Origin of the sequence: Methylosinus sp. PW1 (genome assembly GCF_000745215.1) — a bacterium.
Lineage (GTDB): Bacteria > Pseudomonadota > Alphaproteobacteria > Rhizobiales > Beijerinckiaceae > Methylosinus.
This window is the reverse complement of the sequence record NZ_JQNK01000009.1, coordinates 1,976,840-1,992,498: the sequence shown is the minus strand read 5'-3', so window position 1 is coordinate 1,992,498 and position 15,659 is coordinate 1,976,840. Positions and strand designations below refer to the sequence as shown.

General features: G+C 66.1%; 13 protein-coding genes and 1 pseudogene. 6 read left to right on the top strand and 8 right to left on the bottom strand.

All coding sequences use genetic code 11. The annotated features are described in order from the left end of the window. The first annotated feature begins 3 nt into the window (after nt 1-3). Both K369_RS19090 and K369_RS19085 read left to right on the top strand, forming a co-directional pair. A complete protein-coding gene (locus tag K369_RS19090; protein WP_036293344.1) occupies nt 4-1,134 on the top strand; it encodes a GTP-binding protein in 1,131 nt (376 codons plus the stop codon). Nucleotides 1,135-1,307: 173 nt separating this feature from the next. Further along, nucleotides 1,308-2,357: an alpha/beta hydrolase fold domain-containing protein gene (locus K369_RS19085; protein ID WP_051949410.1), complete on the top strand. Its 1,050-nt coding sequence runs from the start codon at nt 1,308-1,310 to the stop codon at nt 2,355-2,357. A 12-nt stretch (nt 2,358-2,369) separates the two neighbouring features. On the opposite strand, the gene K369_RS19080 is transcribed toward K369_RS19085, so the two are convergent. From K369_RS19080 to K369_RS19070, 3 genes are all read right to left on the bottom strand, one after another. Further along, the gene (locus K369_RS19080; protein ID WP_036293342.1) at nt 2,370-3,992 is read right to left on the bottom strand and encodes an ABC-F family ATP-binding cassette domain-containing protein; all 1,623 of its coding nucleotides are present in this window, start codon (nt 3,990-3,992) and stop codon (nt 2,370-2,372) included. Between the two features lie 114 nt (nt 3,993-4,106). Further along, nucleotides 4,107-4,514 (bottom strand): bacteriohemerythrin, encoded by a 408-nt coding sequence (locus K369_RS19075; RefSeq protein ID WP_036293338.1) that lies wholly within the window; start codon nt 4,512-4,514, stop codon nt 4,107-4,109. A 284-nt stretch (nt 4,515-4,798) separates the two neighbouring features. Then, entirely contained in the window at nt 4,799-5,854 is a 1,056-nt protein-coding gene (locus tag K369_RS19070; protein WP_036293336.1) for a hypothetical protein, read from the bottom strand. A gap of 156 nt (nt 5,855-6,010) precedes the next feature. On the opposite strand from K369_RS19070, the gene K369_RS19065 reads away from it, so the two are divergent. Further along, entirely contained in the window at nt 6,011-6,199 is a 189-nt protein-coding gene (locus K369_RS19065; protein ID WP_036293334.1) for a hypothetical protein, read from the top strand. Between the two features lie 115 nt (nt 6,200-6,314). Then, nucleotides 6,315-7,655 carry an IS1380 family transposase gene (locus K369_RS19060; RefSeq protein ID WP_036289779.1) on the top strand — a complete coding sequence of 447 codons (1,341 nt, stop codon included), beginning with the start codon at nt 6,315-6,317 and terminating at the stop codon, nt 7,653-7,655. 262 nt (nt 7,656-7,917) lie between these two features. On the opposite strand, the gene K369_RS19055 is transcribed toward K369_RS19060, so the two are convergent. The 3 genes from K369_RS19055 to K369_RS19045 all read right to left on the bottom strand — a co-directional run bounded on the left by K369_RS19055 (nt 7,918) and on the right by K369_RS19045 (nt 12,327). Continuing rightward, the gene (locus K369_RS19055) at nt 7,918-8,430 is read right to left on the bottom strand and encodes a CAP domain-containing protein (protein WP_036293326.1); all 513 of its coding nucleotides are present in this window, start codon (nt 8,428-8,430) and stop codon (nt 7,918-7,920) included. Between the two features lie 50 nt (nt 8,431-8,480). Beyond that, entirely contained in the window at nt 8,481-11,132 is a 2,652-nt protein-coding gene (locus K369_RS19050; protein WP_051949409.1) for a DUF3772 domain-containing protein, read from the bottom strand. A 61-nt stretch (nt 11,133-11,193) separates the two neighbouring features. After that, a complete protein-coding gene (locus tag K369_RS19045; protein ID WP_084570737.1) occupies nt 11,194-12,327 on the bottom strand; it encodes a lysine-2,3-aminomutase-like protein in 1,134 nt (377 codons plus the stop codon). Nucleotides 12,328-12,402: 75 nt separating this feature from the next. Between K369_RS19045 and K369_RS27780 the strand changes: the two are divergent. Next, nucleotides 12,403-13,311, top strand: a pseudogene (locus K369_RS27780) (acyltransferase family protein); the annotation flags it as partial. Nucleotides 13,312-13,373: 62 nt separating this feature from the next. Here K369_RS27780 and epmA read toward each other — a convergent pair. After that, entirely contained in the window at nt 13,374-14,411 is a 1,038-nt protein-coding gene (gene epmA / locus K369_RS25705) for an EF-P lysine aminoacylase EpmA (RefSeq protein WP_084570736.1), read from the bottom strand. A gap of 187 nt (nt 14,412-14,598) precedes the next feature. On the opposite strand from epmA, the gene efp reads away from it, so the two are divergent. Beyond that, nucleotides 14,599-15,168 (top strand): elongation factor P, encoded by a 570-nt coding sequence (gene efp / locus K369_RS19030; RefSeq protein ID WP_036293319.1) that lies wholly within the window; start codon nt 14,599-14,601, stop codon nt 15,166-15,168. Between the two features lie 84 nt (nt 15,169-15,252). Here efp and K369_RS19025 read toward each other — a convergent pair whose 3' ends face one another. Continuing rightward, nucleotides 15,253-15,654, bottom strand: a complete 402-nt coding sequence (locus tag K369_RS19025) for a very short patch repair endonuclease (protein ID WP_036293317.1) — start codon at nt 15,652-15,654, stop codon at nt 15,253-15,255. Between the last annotated feature and the right edge of the window lie 5 nt (nt 15,655-15,659).

Sequence of the window (15,659 nt, the reverse complement as noted above, 5' to 3'; positions counted from 1 at the left end):
CCCTTGACCGACAAGATTCCCGTCACCGTCCTCACCGGCTATCTCGGCGCCGGCAAGACGACTCTTCTCAACCGCATCCTCACCGAGCAGCACGGGCGGCGCTACGCCGTCATCGTCAATGAGTTCGGCGAGATCGGCATAGACAATGACCTCGTCGTCGGCGCCGACGAAGAAATCTTCGAGATGAACAACGGCTGCATCTGCTGCACCGTGCGCGGCGATCTCATCCGCATCATCGAAGGTCTGCTGAAGCGCCGCGGCAAGTTCGACGCGATCATCGTCGAGACGACCGGCGTCGCCGATCCCGCGCCGGTGGCGCAGACATTCTTTGTCGATGCGGATGTGAAGGAGGCGGCGCGGCTCGACGCTGTGGTGACGCTCGCCGACGCCAAATTTCTGGCGCAGCGCCTCGCCGATGCGCCGGAGGCGAAGAATCAGATCGCCTTCGCCGACGTCATCGTGCTGAACAAGACCGATCTCGTGACGCGCGAGGAGCTCGCCGAGGTCGAGGGCCGCATTCGCGCCATCAACCCTTATGCGACTCTGCATCATGCGGTGAAGGCAGATGTTCCGATTGCGGCGGTGCTGGAGCGCAATGCTTTCGATCTCGATCGCATATTGGAGATAGAGCCGCGTTTCCTCGAGGCGGAGGATCACGATCATCACGATCATGATCACGGCCATCATGAGCATGAGCATGAGCATGAGCATGAGCACGAGTGCGGGCCGGATTGCGGCCACGATCATCATCACGAGCACGCGCATCATGATCATGATGAGCACGGGCGTCACGACGATCACGGCCATGGGCTGAAGCATTATCACGATGAGGAGATGGGCTCGGTCTCCATCCTCCACGAGGGCGAGCTCGATCCCAATGTCTTCGTGCCCTGGCTCAACGAGTTCGTGCAGCGCGAGGGCGCGGATATTCTGCGCTGCAAGGGCATCGTCGCCTTCACCGACGAGCCGAAGCGCTTCGTCTTCCAGGGCGTGCATATGATCCTGGACGGCGATCTGCAGCGCGACTGGCGCCCCGACGAGAAGCGCAGCGCGCGCCTCGTCTTCATCGGCCGCAAGCTGAAGGAAGAGACGATCCGCGAGAGCTTCGAGACGGAAGTGCTGCGGCGCAAGTGATCTTTCCGCAATTTTGCGCGCGGCGAGGGCGTCTCGCCGCGCGGTTCCGTCGGCGCCGACGAGTCATCGGATAGAAACGATCGTCGCGATCCAGCAAAGAATTAGAAAATCGTTTCGCTCATTCTGGTCCGCTCGAGGCGTGACGCCGCCCGTCTTGCGATCGGGGTGAGAGCTTGAAGGAATCGCTCGCGCATTGCGCCGTGGCGGGATTGCTGCTGGTCGCGCTGCTGCGGCCGACATCGGGAGCCGATCCGGCCCACGCCTCCGCCTATGCTTGGGTTCCCGAAACGATTTCGACGGACGGCAGGCGGCTGCTGGCGAAAATCGGCGGCGATCACGCCATCATCCCCACTCTGCCGGAGCCCGGCGATCATGATGGCTGGGCGCGGCTGCAGGCCGCCGCGGCGGCGGCGCGCGCGGTCGACCTCGCCGCGGTGCGGACGCAAGGAGTCGCCGTCTCGCGGATCGAGACGGACGGCGCCTCCTATTTCGACATTGCGCCGAACGGGCTCGTCGATGATGGATCGGTCGTCGTCTATCTCCATGGCGGCGCCTTCGTGTATTTCGACGCGCGCGGCGCGCTCGAGGGAATGGCCAAGCTCGCGCGCGTCTTCCGCCGTCGCATCGTCGTCGTCGATTATCGCCTCGCGCCTGCGGCGAAATGGCCACAGATCACCGGAGACGTGGTCGCTGTCGTGAAGCGCCTGCTCGCCGGCGGCGCGCAAATGCGACGCATCGCCATGTTCGGCGATTCCGCCGGCGGCAATCTCGCGGTCGCGACGACGCTGAAAATGCGTGACGAAGGCCTCGGCCTGCCGGCCGCTGTGGCGACCTGGTCGCTGCTGGCCGATTTCCGCAACGCCGCCGACACCCGCGTCACGCTGCGCGACGCCGATCCCATCATGTCCTATGAGCGCCAGATCAAAAACGCCATGCTCGCCTATGCGGATGCGAAGGATTGGGCGCATCCTCATGTGTCGCCGGTCTATGGCGATTTCGAGAAAGGCTTTCCGCCTGCTCTTATTCAGGCGGGCACGCGCGAAATTCTGCTCAGCGATTCTGTGCGGCTCTATCAGGCGATCGAGGCGGCGGGCGGGACCGCCAAGCTCGACGTCTATGAAGGAATGCCGCATGTGTTCCAGGGGCAGATTCCGAACGCGCCGGAGTCGCGCCTCGCCGTCGCCAAGATGAAGGCCTTTTTCGACCAGCATCTTTCGCGGTGAGCGCGGCTTCGCTCACCCGTGCACGCCCGGCGCCTCACGCCCGGTGCGCGCGACATATTCTGTATAGCCGCCGCCGAACTGCTGCACGCCTTCCGGCGTCACCTCCAGCACGCGATTGGAGAGGGCCGCCAGAAAGCGCCGGTCGTGCGAGACGAACAGCATGGCGCCCTCATAGGCCGCGAGCGCCTCGACCAGCATCTCCTTGGTGCCGAGATCGAGATGGTTGGTCGGCTCGTCCAGCACCAAAAAATTCGGCGGATCAAAGAGCATTTTCGCCATCACCAGCCGCGCCTTCTCGCCGCCCGAGAGCACGCGGCATTTCTTCTCCACATCGTCGCCGGAAAAGCCGAAGCAGCCGGCGAGCGTGCGCAGCGCGCCTTGCCCGGCTTGCGGGAAAGCGTCCTCCAGCGCCTCGAAGACGCTGTGCTCGCCGTTCAGAAGCTCCATGGCGTGCTGCGCGAAATAGCCCATCTTCACATTGGCGCCGAGCGCCGCCGCGCCTTCGTCCGGCTGCGTCGCGCCGGCGATGAGCTTCAGCAGCGTGGATTTGCCGGCGCCATTGACGCCCATCACGCACCAGCGCTCCCTGCGCCGCACCTGAAAATCCAGCCCCTCGTAAATGCTGCGCGAGCCATAGCGCTTGGAGACGCGCGCGAGCGTCGCCACCTCCTCGCCGGATCGCGGCGCCGGCGCGAATTCGAAAGCGACCGACTGGCGCCGGCGCGGCGGCTCGACGCGCTCGATCTTGTCGAGCTTCTTCACGCGGCTCTGCACCTGCGCGGCGTGCGAGGCCCGCGCCTTGAAGCGCTCGATGAATTTGATCTCCTTGGCGAGCATGGCCTGCTGCCGCTCGAATTGCGCCTGCTGCTGCAATTCATTCTGCGCGCGCTGGCGCTCGTAGAATTCATAATCGCCGGAATAGGAGTTGAGCGAGCCGCCGTCGATCTCGATGATCTTGCCGACGATGCGATTCATGAACTCGCGATCATGCGAGGTCATCAGCAGCGCGCCGGGGTAGCCTTTCAAAAATCCCTCGAGCCAGATCAGGCTTTCGATGTCGAGATGGTTGCTCGGCTCGTCGAGCAGCATGGCGTCCGGGCGCATCAAGAGAATGCGCGCCAGCGCGACGCGCATCTTCCAGCCGCCGGAGAGCGCGCCGACGTCGCCGTCCATCATCTCCTGGGAAAAGCCGAGGCCGGCGAGAACCTCGCGCGCGCGGCCGTCCAGCGCATAGCCGTCCAGCTCCTCGAAACGCGCCTGGACCTCGCCATAGCGCTCGAGGATCGCGTCGAAATTTTCCGCCGCGTCCGGGTCGGCCATGGCGGCCTCCAGCTCGGCGAGCTCCGCGGCGACGGCGCTCACCGGGCCGGCGCCGTCCATCACCTCGGCGACGGCGCTGCGGCCGGCCATCTCGCCGACATCCTGGTTGAAATAGCCGATGGTGACGCCGCGATCGACCGACACTTGGCCTTCATCCGGCCGTTCCTGGCCCGCGATCATGCGGAAGAGCGTCGTTTTGCCGGCGCCATTGGGGCCGACGAGGCCGACCTTCTCGCCGGGAAGCAGCGCCGCCGACGTTTCGATGAAGAGGAGCTGCTGGCCGTTCTGCTTGCTGATGTTCTCGAGGCGTATCATGTCCGCGCGCTTATCGGTGAATTGCGCGGGTCTTATGACATAGCGAGGCGGATTCCCGAAACCGGGATCTCGTCCTCTCCCCGCCAGGGCGGGGAGAGGAAAAGCGCGCGCGGCTTACGCCACGCCCTTCTCATTGAGGAAGGAGCCGTAGAGCTTGTCGATTTTCGGAATATGGTCGGTCAGCCAGCCGACGAGAAAGGCCGCCGTGTCGGCGGTCACTTCCGCCTCGCCGGCGTGGAACTTTTTCTGCAGATCGAGCGCGGTGGCGACGAGCTTGTCGTGCTCGGCCTTGTGGCCGGGATAGGCGGGATAGCCATAGGCTTCGAAATTCGCCTCCTCCGAGGCGAAATGCTCGGCGACATAGGCGATGAGCGCGTCGAGATCGCGGCCGACGGCGTCGCGGTCGCCGCTCGCGACGGAATCGCCGAGAACATTCAGCAGACGGAAAATTTCCTGATGCTCTATGTCATGCTTGGAGACGTTGGTGGCGAATTGCTCGGACGACCAGGTGATGAGCGACATGCCTTTTCCTCCATCGAATGATTGGTCCGACCGAGGCGCGCCGCGATCGAACGAGTGATCGCGTAAAGGGCGCGTCGCCGCGCGTCATTGACGAGCGTCAATAAAGGACGAATTGCCGCTGCGGCATGATGAGGCCTTAGGGGCGCGACGCCCCCTCCCCAGCCCTCCCCCGCTGCGCGGGAGAGGGAGCAGATTCCGCGCTTCATCGAGATTTTGCGTAAACGCCTGCCGCCCCCCTCTCCCGCAAAGCGGGGGAGGGTGAGGGAGGGGGCCGCGCAGCGCATTCACGCCTGCGCTTTGACGGCGTCTTTCCTCTGCTTGCGCCTGCGCTTCTGCTCCAAGACGCCGGGGCGCGCGGAGGCGGCGGCGGCGCGCTCCTTCTCCTGGCGCAGCGAGCCGGTCATGGCGGCGACGAGCCTCTGCGCGGCGCGCGGCGGCGTCGATCGCATCAGCGCGACGAGCGAGCGGATGCGCTCCACATCCGGCGCGGCGCGCTCGGCGCCGAGGAAGATGCGGATCGCCGTGTCCTCGCCGACGCCGAGGGCGAGCAGGGCGAGCGCCAGCGCCTCCCCGCTTTTGTCCATGAGAATGGCGCGCGCGCGCGACTTGCGGCAGTCGAGCGCTTCCGCCAGCGCCTCGGCCAGCGCCTCGAAATCGCGGGCGACCGCGCAGGCGTCGATCTCCTCGGCCAGCGCCGGCGCCGGCCGCGCGACATATTCCGGCCCATTCGAGACAAGGGCCTGCGTCGCCGCCTCCAGCAATATGCGCGAGCGCTCGCCGGAATCGGCGGCGAGGAACAGCGCTTCCGGGTCGAGCGCGAGATCGGCGCGGTCCAGCAATATGCGCGCGAGCCGCAGATCGTCGCGCGCCGCCTGCAGCAGCGAGCGCCGCGCCGCTTGATCGAGATGCAGGCGCCGATTGGCGGCGAGCGCGCAGAGCACCTCGCTCTCGCCGCGCGAGGCGAGGCCGGCGATGATCTTGCGTTCCAGCGAGGAGCGGCGGGCGATGGCGACGGCGAGCTCGGCCGAGCCATGCTCGGCCAGCGCGCGCACGAGGCCGGCGTGAATCACCGGCGCATATTCTACGGCGATGCGGGAGACGCGTCCGCCCTTGTCCAGCAGCCGCGCGACGATTCCGCGCGGCGTGTCCGGGTGGCGGCACAATTCCAAAGCCCGCTCGGCGACCACATCGGCGTCGAGCACATCGATGAAGCCTCCGACGAGCGTCTCGAACTGGTCGATATCGGCCGCCGGATGCAGCGGACGCGCGACGAACTGGTCGACGATCTCGCGGAACAGAGCCGCCTCGGCCTTCCGATTTTCGCTTTCGCCTCGTGGCATATACGCACCAATCGCAAACTTAATACACGAACGGCGAATTTAGCGCGTGGACATTGACGCAACATTAACCCTCGGCGGCCCCTAATCGCCCTATCGACCGAACGCGCGATTTGCGCGCTTCATTGCGGGGGCCGGTTCATTGCGGGGGCCGATGAAATGGGCGAGCTCATAGCCTTCTCCTCGAAGGCGAGGTCGGCGCCACGAGCGCCGTCCGTCGTCGGCGAGGCGCAAATACTTTTCTTTCTCGGCGTGCGTTATGTGCGGCCGGAGGATGCGGCGACGAAAACGCCGGGCGGCGGCGGCACGGCGACGAGCGGCGGCCGCAAGCGCAAGCGCCGGGCGTGAGCCTTTAGCCCGGAAAATTCACCGCAGGTTGGCGGGAGTGGTACAGCCTTTTGATTTAGCGTAGAGTTCGGGTGTCGAATCCAACTCGCGCCATTTCGAAGCCGCCACGCCCGCCATGAACGATTTTACCCTGCCGCTTTCCGGCCTGTCACCTGTTTCCGGCAAGACCGTCGTCGCCAAATTCGACGGCGGCCTCGTGTCCTCCGATGGCGGCGTGCTGCTGCTGCGTGAGATCGAGCAGCGCCTGCGCGTCGCCGAGCGGCTCGCCGGCTGCATCCGCGATCCGCGCGATCCCGATCTCGTCACCCACACGCTCGCCGACATCATGCGCTTTCGCCTGCTCATGATCGGCGCCGGCTATGAGGACGGCAACGACGCCTCGGCTCTGCGCAGCGATCCGATCTTCAAGATGGCGCAAGGCGTCGCGCCGTCCGAGCGCGAGCTCGCCTCGCAGTCGACGATCTCGCGCTTCGAGAATCTGCCGGACGCTCGCGCTCTGCTGCGCATGGGCCGCGCCTTGGTCGATCTCTATTGCGAGTCGTTCCATCGCGTTCCAGAGCGCATCACGCTCGACATCGACGACACCTTCGACGCTGTCCACGGCGGCCAGCAACTCCGCCTCTTCAACGCGCATCATGACGAATATGGTTTTCAACCGATCGTCGTGTTCGACGGCTCTGGCCGCTTCGTCTCGGCCATGCTGCGGCCGGCAAAGCGCCCCAGCGGCAGGGAGGCCGAGCGCTTCCTGCGCCGCCTGCTGCGCGCCATTCGCACCAATTGGCCGAGAACGAAAATTCTGCTGCGCGCCGACAGCCATTATTGCACGCCCGAGACGATCGACTTCTGCCGCGCCAATGGCCTCGACTTCATCTTCGGCGTCGCCCCGACGACGACGCTGAGATCGCATATCCTCGGCCTCGAAGCCAGAACCAAGGCCGCGTTCGAGGCGACGCCTTCGGCCGGCAAGGCGCGGCGCTACAAGGAATTCCTCGACGGCGCACAGAGCTGGAGCCGCGTCGAGCGCATCATCGCACGAACCGAAGCAGGGCCCGACGGCGTCGACACGCGCTTCGTCGTCACCAATCTCGAAGCCCGCAATGCCCGCCGTCTCTATGAAGATGTCTATTGCCGACGCGGCCAAGCCGAGAACCATATCAAATCCTGGAAGACGCATCTTTGCGCCGACCGAACCTCATGCATGAAGGCGACAGCCAATCAGCTTCGCCTGTTCCTGCACGCCGGAGCCTATTGGATCATGTGGGGCTTGCGCATGGCGGCGCCCAAGCGCTCGGCTTGGCGGACGGCTCAGTTCGACACTCTGCGTCTACGTCTCGTGAAAATCGCCGCGCGTGTCGTCGAGATGAAGACCGCCATCAAAATCCATCTGCCGACGAGCTGTCCCGACCAGCGATTCCTTCGCATCGCGCTCGCGCGCATTCCGCGCCTCGCGACATGACCGGCGGGGCGAGCGCCCCCGAAATCCGAACCCTTTTCCGTCCACCCGCAAGCCTTCGCCTTTCGAAACTCCGGCCCGCCGCCAGAGCCGCTGGTGCTGCGCGCGCGTCATCTGGAACCAAAAAATGTTCCACTTCACCGCGAAAGCCGGTCAAGCGCTGCATAATCGCGGTTAGAGCGTCATCCAATCGATGACGCTCTCATTTCTCTTTTGGAAGCGAATTCTGATCGATCGAACGATTCCGTTCGATCGGAAAGCGCTTCTAATCGGCGAGAATCAAAGCCCAATAGACCTTGTATTTCGCATTGGGCGCATAGGCGGTCGCAATGCCCATGCGCGTCGCTTTCTTCATCAGCAAATTCTTATTGTGCGGCGGCGATTGCCGCCATCCCGAGAACGCCTCGGCGAGCGTGTGATAGCCGGCCGAGACATTCTCCGCGGCGCTGACGCTGCGCATTCCGCGCGCGGTGAGGCGCATGTCCAGCGTTCCGCGCACCACATGGCTCAGCGAATTGGCGGAGGCCATGGCGCTCGCCTGCGCCTGCGCGGCCTCTTGCAGCGCGGGGTCCAGCGCCAGCGCCGAGAGCCCATTGTTGCTGCGATAGAGCGAGATCATGTCCCGCGCCGCCTGCGCGTCGACGCGCGCATTCGGCGCGGCGAGCGAGCGATAGAAGCTCGGCTGCTCCGGCTCTTTCGGCAGGCGGCTCTCGCTCGTGCAGGAGGCGAGCGCGAGAAGCGCCGCGGCCGGCGCGAGGAAGCGAAGGGAAGGAGACATGCGCTTTCGTCTGTGAGCGAGATGAAGCGGAACGCGCGCGCCTTCTACACTCATTCGCCGGCGACCGCATAGTCCCGCTCGCGCCCGCTCTCCAGCACGCGCGGCGCGGGCGCGAAAGGCTCCAGCCCCATCACCTGCACCACCGCCGGCGCCGGCGCGGGGGCGGAAATCTTCACGCCCGCCTCGGCGAAGCGGCGGTAGATGTCGAAGAGCAGATCGCTCTTCACCCGCGTTGCCTGCTCGACATCCTCGACATAGCACCAGAGCTCGAAGCGAAAGGCGCTCTGCTCCATGGCGAGGAACATAACTTGCGGCGCCGGGATGCGTAGAAGCCCGTCCTGCGCCTTTGCGGCGGCGAGCAGCAGCTCGCGAATCTGCTCGGGATCGACGCCCGAATGCGGGGCGATGGCGATCTTGATGCGGCCGATGCGGTCGTTGCGCAACCAATTCTTGACCACGCCGGAAACGAGATTGGAATTGGGCACGATCATCGTCGCGCGATCGAAGGTCTCGATCTCGGTCGAGCGCACATTGATGCGCTTCACATAGCCTTGCTCGTCGCCGAGCACGACCCAGTCGCCGACGCGGATCGCCCGCTCCCACAGCAGGATGAGGCCGGAGACGAAATTATTGACGATCGATTGCAGGCCGAAGCCGATGCCGACCGAAAGGGCGCCGGCGACGATGGCGAGGCGCTCGAGGCTGAGGCCGAGCTCGGCCAGCGCCACGGAGACGGCCAGAATGAATCCGGCGTAGCCGAGGCTGGCGCCGATGGAGTGGCGCAGGCCCATGTCGAGCCGCGTCAGCGGCAGCAGGCGCTGGTCGAGCCAGCGGCGCAGCGCCTTGGTCGCCCCATAGGTGAGGGCGAAGAGGGCGAGCGCCGTCGCCATGCCGGCCGGCGAGATGGTGACCTCGCCGATCTTGAAGCCGGCGAAGGCGGTTTGGAGATTGCCCAGGAAATCGCCGGACTGGAAACCATAAGGGACGAGCGCGACGAAGAGCGCGAAGCCGTAGAGAGCGAGCGTCGCGACGCCGGTCGAGAGCACGGCGAGCTGGCAGAGCGATTCGCTGCGCACGCCGAAGCCGGAGACGAGCGTGCGTCCGAGCGTCGTCTCCGGCTGGAAGAGATGTTGAAGGCCGGTCTCGACAAAGGCGAGCAGCAGATAGAGCGCCGCACCGACGGCCGCGAGCCAGGCGAGCTGCAGCACCAGGAAATTGGCGAAAGCCACATAGCCGGCCGCCAGCGCGCCCGTGATGACGACGATCTCCACCCAGGCGAGAAGGCGCAGCGCATAGATGCGGTCGCGTCCGTCGAGATCGGCGCCGGGGTCGTCGTCGCATGTCTCATGGCGCGTCGCCACGGTGACGATGAGAAAGACGATGGCGATGAACAAGGCGCCGCCGCCGCGCGTCAGCACGATGACCGGAAGGCTCGCCTGCACGAATTCGGCGATCTGCTCGAGAACGCGCGTCGCCGCGGCGACGAAGCCGACGAGAACCGCGAGATAGAGCAGCCGCAGCGAGAGCCGGTTGCCCAAGCCGACGAGCCGCCATTGCGGCAGGCCCGGCGCCAGCAGCCCGCGCGCCAGCCCCAGGGAGACCGCGACGAAAGTCACCGATTCGGACAGACGCCGGCCGAGCGGGGCGAGAACGGCGTCCTCGAGCTGAAAAGCGTCGAGCGCCAGAGCGATGGCCGCGACGATGGCGATCGGCAGCGCCGCGGTCACAATGGTCGTCGTCACCGCCGCCGTGGCCTTGTGGAATTGGTCCGGCGCCTCGATCGTGGCCTCGCGCTTCGCGAAGCGGCGGGCGAACAAGGTCGCCGGCACGGCGAGCAGCAGCACGAAAAATATCGTCGCCAGAAAGCTCTCGAGCTGCCCATTGCGCAGCCGCGCCGAGACGGCCTCGGCGCGCTGCTCCAGCAGCAGGCCGAAGATCTTGGCGTCATAGGGCAGCTCTTGCAGAGCGGCGCTCCACAGCGCCGGGGAGAACAGACCGCTGGTGCGCAGGAACAAGGTCTTGGCGAAGAGCGCCCGTTGCCGCGCGCGGATCACCAGAGCGGTCTGCCGCGTCTCGATCGACAGCGCCCGCGCGCGCTTCAGCGTCGCGTCCACCTCCTCATAGAGCTTCTTCTGCTCGGCGAATTCGGCGTTGACGCTCGCCGTCGCCAGCGAGCCGCTATCCACCGCCGGAGCGGGGGCGGGGGCTGGCGCAGCGGGGACGGCCGTGGGCAGGGAGCGCGTCTCGGCCGAGGCTCTGGCGATAACCGCTCTGCCATTGCCGGGCGCGCGCGCGCCTTTGCCGGGGGCGGGCTCCTCCTTCTTGGGCGGCGCTTCGGTCGGCGGCGCGGCGGCGGGCGCCTCCTTCGTCTCGCCGGCGGGCTTGGCCGGGCCGGACAGCTCGTCGAGCCGCGCCTGCAAGGCGGCGAGGCGCGGCGTCAGCCGGTCGATCACATCCTGCAGCTCGGCCGGCAGCGTATCGACGCGATCGCGCAGGCTCTTGAGCGTCGCGTCATTGAGCGAGGGATCGGCGAGGGCGGTCTCCACTTCCTCGAGCGTCGCGCGGGCGGCGTCGAGCCGCGCATTGAACTGCTCGAGCGTGGAAGAGGGCTCCGCGGCGACGGCGGCGCCGGCGAAGAAGAGGACGAGGCAGAGAGCGAGAAATCGGCGCAAGGCGAAGCTTTCGTTGGTGAGACGAGCCATATACGCGCAATGAGACGAACAATTTGCCAATCTTGCGGCGACGCCGCCAGCGGCGCGGCGGCTATCGGTCGCGATCTTGCGCCGGATAGGGCCTTCGCTCTCCCGCGCGGTCGCGGACGAGCCAGCCGCCGTCCACGTCGCGCTCGATGTAGGATTGCTGAAGCGGAACCTTACCGTAGCCGCCCGGAATGTCGAGAACGTAAGAGGGAAGCGCGACGCCGGAGACCCGGCGCGCCAGCTCCGCATAAAGCGCCTGTCCGCGCTCCAGCGGGAGGCGAAAATGGCCGGTGCCCGGCGCGAGATCGGGATGGTGGAGATAGTAGGGCTTGATCTGCGCCGTCACCAGAGCGCGCATCAGCTGCTCGAGCGTGTCGGCGGAATCGTTGACGCCGGCGAGCAGAACGGTCTGCGCCAGAGTCGAAATCCCCGCCCGTTGAATGTCGGCGACCGCCTCCCGCGCCGCGGTCGACAGCTCGCGGGCGTGATTGACGTGCAGCACCATATAGACGGCCTTGCCGCTCGCCTTCAGCGCCGCCAGCCGCTCCTGCGTGACGAGGCGCGGCGCAGCGGTCGGCGCGCGCGTGTGGATGCGCAGAACGGCGACATGCGGAATGGCGGCGAGCTTTTCGGCGACCATGCGCAGCCGCCGGGCCGAGAGCGCCAGCGGATCGCCGCCGGTCAGAATGACCTCGAAAATCTGCGGCCGCTCCGCGACATAGGCGAGCGCTTTGTCCACGGCCTCGTCGGAGAGCATGGCGCCCTTGCCGAGACCGACGGTCTCGCGGCGAAAGCAGAAGCGGCAATAGACCGGGCAGACCGAGAGCAGCTTCAGCAGCACGCGATCGGGATAGCGATGCACCAGCCCTTCCACCGGGCTGAAGGCGTCGTCGCCGATCGGATCGGCCAGCTCCTCCGGGCGCGTCTCCAGCTCGCGCAGGTCGGGCAGAAATTGCCTCGCGATCGGGTCCGCCGGATCAGCGCTGTCGATCAGCGCGGCGATTTCCGGCGTCACGGCGACGCTATAGCGCGCCTCGACGGCCGCCAGCGCCGCCGCTCGCGCCGGCTCCACCAGCCCGGCGGCGGCGAGATCGGCCACGGAGGTCGCGGTCGCGGCGCGCGGCGCGCCGGAGCCCTGGGGCTCCAGAATCGTCTCGTCGCTCCGCTCCAGGCGATAACGGGCGCTGTCCTCGGTCATCGGGCCGCTTATAGTGGCATAACCGCATGCGGCAACGGATTTCGCAGCGGGCTCGCCGCCGCCGACAGGAAGACTATGCCCGTCACCACCCAAAGCGCGCCATGGGAGATTCTGGCGCTGCTGCGCTTCTTCCTCGCCTTCGTGGTCCTTTCCGGGCATCTGAGCTGGTATCCGGCGGCCTCCGGCGGCTTTGTCGAGACATTCGACGATTTCGGCGGCAAGGCCGCGGTGCTCGGCTTTCTGCTGATGTCCGGCTTTTCCATCGCCGCCTCGCTTGAGCGCGAGGAAAAAGGCTTCTATCTGAGGCGTTTGCTGCGTATCTATCCGCTCTATCTCGGGGCGGTGGCGCTGTCGCTGCTGGTCGAGGCCGCCACTCACGGCCATGTCCAGATCGGCGGCTTCTCGATCGAGGGCGAGAAATATTCGGCCGCGCTCGGCAATCTGTTTTTCTTGCAGGCTTTTTTCGTGCGGCCTCTGCAATTCGACGGGCCGCTGTGGTCGCTGGCGATAGAGGTCTTCTATTATCTGCTCGCGCCCGTCTTCCGGCGCCTCGATCAAAAGCGCCTGCTCGCGCTGATGGCTCTGTCTCTCTTCTGCTTTCTGCTGCCGCGCGGCGCCGATTTCGGCCTCGCCTATCGGGCGCTGCTCGAGACCAATGCGCTGGATTATCTCTGGTGTTGGCTGCTCGGCTTTCTTTTGTGGCGGGAGCGGTCCGTCGCGACGCTGGGCTTCGCCGTCATCGGCGCGGCGGCGGTGCGCTTCGGGCCGATGACGCCGGAGCCCTTGGCCGTCGTCACCTTTCTCGCGCCGCTCGCTGCGCTTCTCCTTCGCGGCAGGATCGCCTTTCCGCAGCGGCTACGCGGCGCGGCGGCCTATCTCGGGGCCTTCTCCTATCCGCTCTATCTCTTCCATTTTCCGGCGATGATCATGGGCTATGCGATCTTTGGCCTCCGCGCGCCGGAGGCGCTGCTGGCCCTCGCGCTGGCGACGGCGCTGCTCGCATTCCACGCCATCGATCGGCGCCTCGAGCACAAAAGGCGCGGCGGCTACGTCCCCTTTTCCGCCACCGGCGTCCACAGAACCTGCTCGATGCGCTCCGCCCCGCTGGCCAGCATCGCCAGCCGATCGAAGCCGAGCGCTATGCCGCTCGCCGGCGGCATATGGGCCAGCGCTTCGAGGAAATCTTCGTCCACCGGATAGCGGTCGCCATAGATGCGGGCGCGCTTTTCCATCTGCTCTTCGAAACGGCGGCGCTGCTCGGCCGGGTCGGTCAGCTCGCCGAAGCCATTGGCGAGCTCCACCCCGCAGGCGAAGAGCTCGAAACGCTCGGCGAAACGCAGGTCGTCGGCCTTGGGCCGGGCCAGCGCCGCCTCGCTCGCCGGATAGTCGCAGAGCAGCGTCGCGCGCGCCCGGCCGAGCTGCGGCTCCACTTTCTCGGAGAGAATCTTGCTGAAGAGGTCGGACCAATCATCGTCCTCGGCGACGCGGATCCCGTCCAGCGCGGCGGCGCGGGCGAGGCCGTCGCGGTCGCCGAGCAGCGCGGCGAGGTCCATGCCGGCGTAGCGATCGAAGGCCTCGCGGCAGGAGATCGCCTCCGGCTCCTCATAAGGATCGACGCTCGCGCCCCTATAGGCGAATCGCTCGACGCCCAGCGCCTCGGCCGTTGCGGCGAGCAGGCCGGCGCAATCCTCCATCAGCCGCTCCGGCGGCTCATGCGCCCTATACCATTCCAGCATCGTGAATTCGGGATGGTGGAGGGCGCTGCGCTCGCGGTTGCGGAACACGCGGGCGAAGGTGAAGATGCGCTCCTCTCCCGCCGCCAGCAGCTTTTTGCAGGAAAACTCCGGCGACGTATGGAGATAGAGCCGGCTCGCCTCACCCGCGTCGGAGACGAGATCGACGCCGAAAGCCGATATATGCGTCTCATTGCCCGGCGAGAGCTGAAGGGCCGCCGTCTCCACCTCGGCGAAGCCTTGGGTAGAGAAAAACTGCCGCAGGGCGGCGGCGATCCGCGCGCGAGCCTTGAGAAATGGCTTGCGATCGGCGTAAACATCCCTGGCCCACCAGGGCGACACTCGCGTCATTCGTCGAGCCATCCATGGGTTCGAGGGCGGCGGCCGAGTCCCGCGCGAGAGGCGCGGACGAGCCTTTTTTCGAGCGATCTGATCGCTCCAATGCGAATCGGACCCTTTTTTGATCCGACCGGATCAGAAAAGGGTCCGAGCCGTTCATAGACCGGCCGAACGCGGCCAGCAATCGAGGATAAACAACGTGAAAGTCATCGCCAGCTCGATCCGCAAGGGCAATATCATCGAGAAGGAGGACGGCCATCTCTATGTCGTTCTGAAGGCCGAGAGCTTCTTCCCCGGCAAGGGCACGCCCACGACGCAGATCGACATGCGCCGCCTCTCCGACGGGGTGAAGGTCGCCGACCGCTACAAGACCACCGAGCAGGTCGAGCGCGCCTTCGTCGAGGATCAGGACTTCAGCTATCTCTTCGGCGATGACGATGGCTTCACCTTCATGAACACCGCGAGCTACGACCAGGTCATCGTGCCCAAGGATGTGCTCGGCGATCAGGCCCAATGGCTGCAGGAAGGCATGGTCTGCATTCTGTCGCTGTTCAATGGCGTGGCGGTTGGAATCCAGCTCCCGGCCCGCGTGACGCTCGAGATCACCGAGACCGAGCCGGCGATGAAGGGCCAGACGGCCTCCTCTTCCTACAAGCCCGCCATCGCCTCCAACGGCGCCCGCGTGATGGTGCCGCCGCACATCCAGGCCGGCACGCGCATCGTCATCCAGACGGAAGACGGCTCTTACGTCGAGCGCGCGAAGGATTGACCTTCGTCATTGCGAGCCGAAGGCGAAGCAATCCAGAGCCGTGAGGCGGCCCCTGGATCGCTTCGCTCCGCTCGCGATGACGGCTCACGCCAAAAACTCTCGCAGCTTCGCTTCCAGCGCCGCGCGGTCCTTCAGCTCGCATTCCCACACGATGAGCGCGCGCCAGCCGATGCTGGCGAGCTTTTCCTGATGCGCAATGTCGCGCGCGCGATTGCGCGCGATCTTGGCGCGCCAATAATCGGCGTTGGTCTTCGGCGTTCGCGCGCCGCGCGCGCAATCATGTCCGTGCCAGAAGCAGCCATGCACGAATATGGCGCGCTTTCTCCCCACATAGGCGATATCGGGATTGCCCGGCACATCCTCGCGATGCAGCCGGTAATGCGGCGCAAAGCCGCGCAGCAGCGCGCGCACCACTTTCTCGGGAGAAGTGTCGCGCGATTTGACCGCGCGCATGATGGCGGAGCGTTTGGCGGGGTCTTCCGCCATGGCCG

Bases quoted from the DNA above. Each gene is read 5' to 3' on its own strand.
- K369_RS19025 (WP_036293317.1), bottom strand. From the start codon at position 15,654: ATGGCGGAAGACCCCGCCAAACGCTCCGCCATCATGCGCGCGGTCAAA.
- K369_RS19070 (WP_036293336.1), bottom strand. From the start codon at position 5,854: ATGCCACGAGGCGAAAGCGAAAATCGGAAGGCCGAGGCGGCTCTGTTC.
- K369_RS19050 (WP_051949409.1), bottom strand. From the start codon at position 11,132: ATGGCTCGTCTCACCAACGAAAGCTTCGCCTTGCGCCGATTTCTCGCT.
- K369_RS19065 (WP_036293334.1), top strand. From the start codon at position 6,011: ATGGGCGAGCTCATAGCCTTCTCCTCGAAGGCGAGGTCGGCGCCACGA.
- K369_RS19045 (WP_084570737.1), bottom strand. From the start codon at position 12,327: ATGACCGAGGACAGCGCCCGTTATCGCCTGGAGCGGAGCGACGAGACG.
- epmA (WP_084570736.1), bottom strand. From the start codon at position 14,411: ATGACGCGAGTGTCGCCCTGGTGGGCCAGGGATGTTTACGCCGATCGC.
- K369_RS19080 (WP_036293342.1), bottom strand. From the start codon at position 3,992: ATGATACGCCTCGAGAACATCAGCAAGCAGAACGGCCAGCAGCTCCTC.
- K369_RS19055 (WP_036293326.1), bottom strand. From the start codon at position 8,430: ATGTCTCCTTCCCTTCGCTTCCTCGCGCCGGCCGCGGCGCTTCTCGCG.
- K369_RS19060 (WP_036289779.1), top strand. From the start codon at position 6,315: ATGAACGATTTTACCCTGCCGCTTTCCGGCCTGTCACCTGTTTCCGGC.
- K369_RS19075 (WP_036293338.1), bottom strand. From the start codon at position 4,514: ATGTCGCTCATCACCTGGTCGTCCGAGCAATTCGCCACCAACGTCTCC.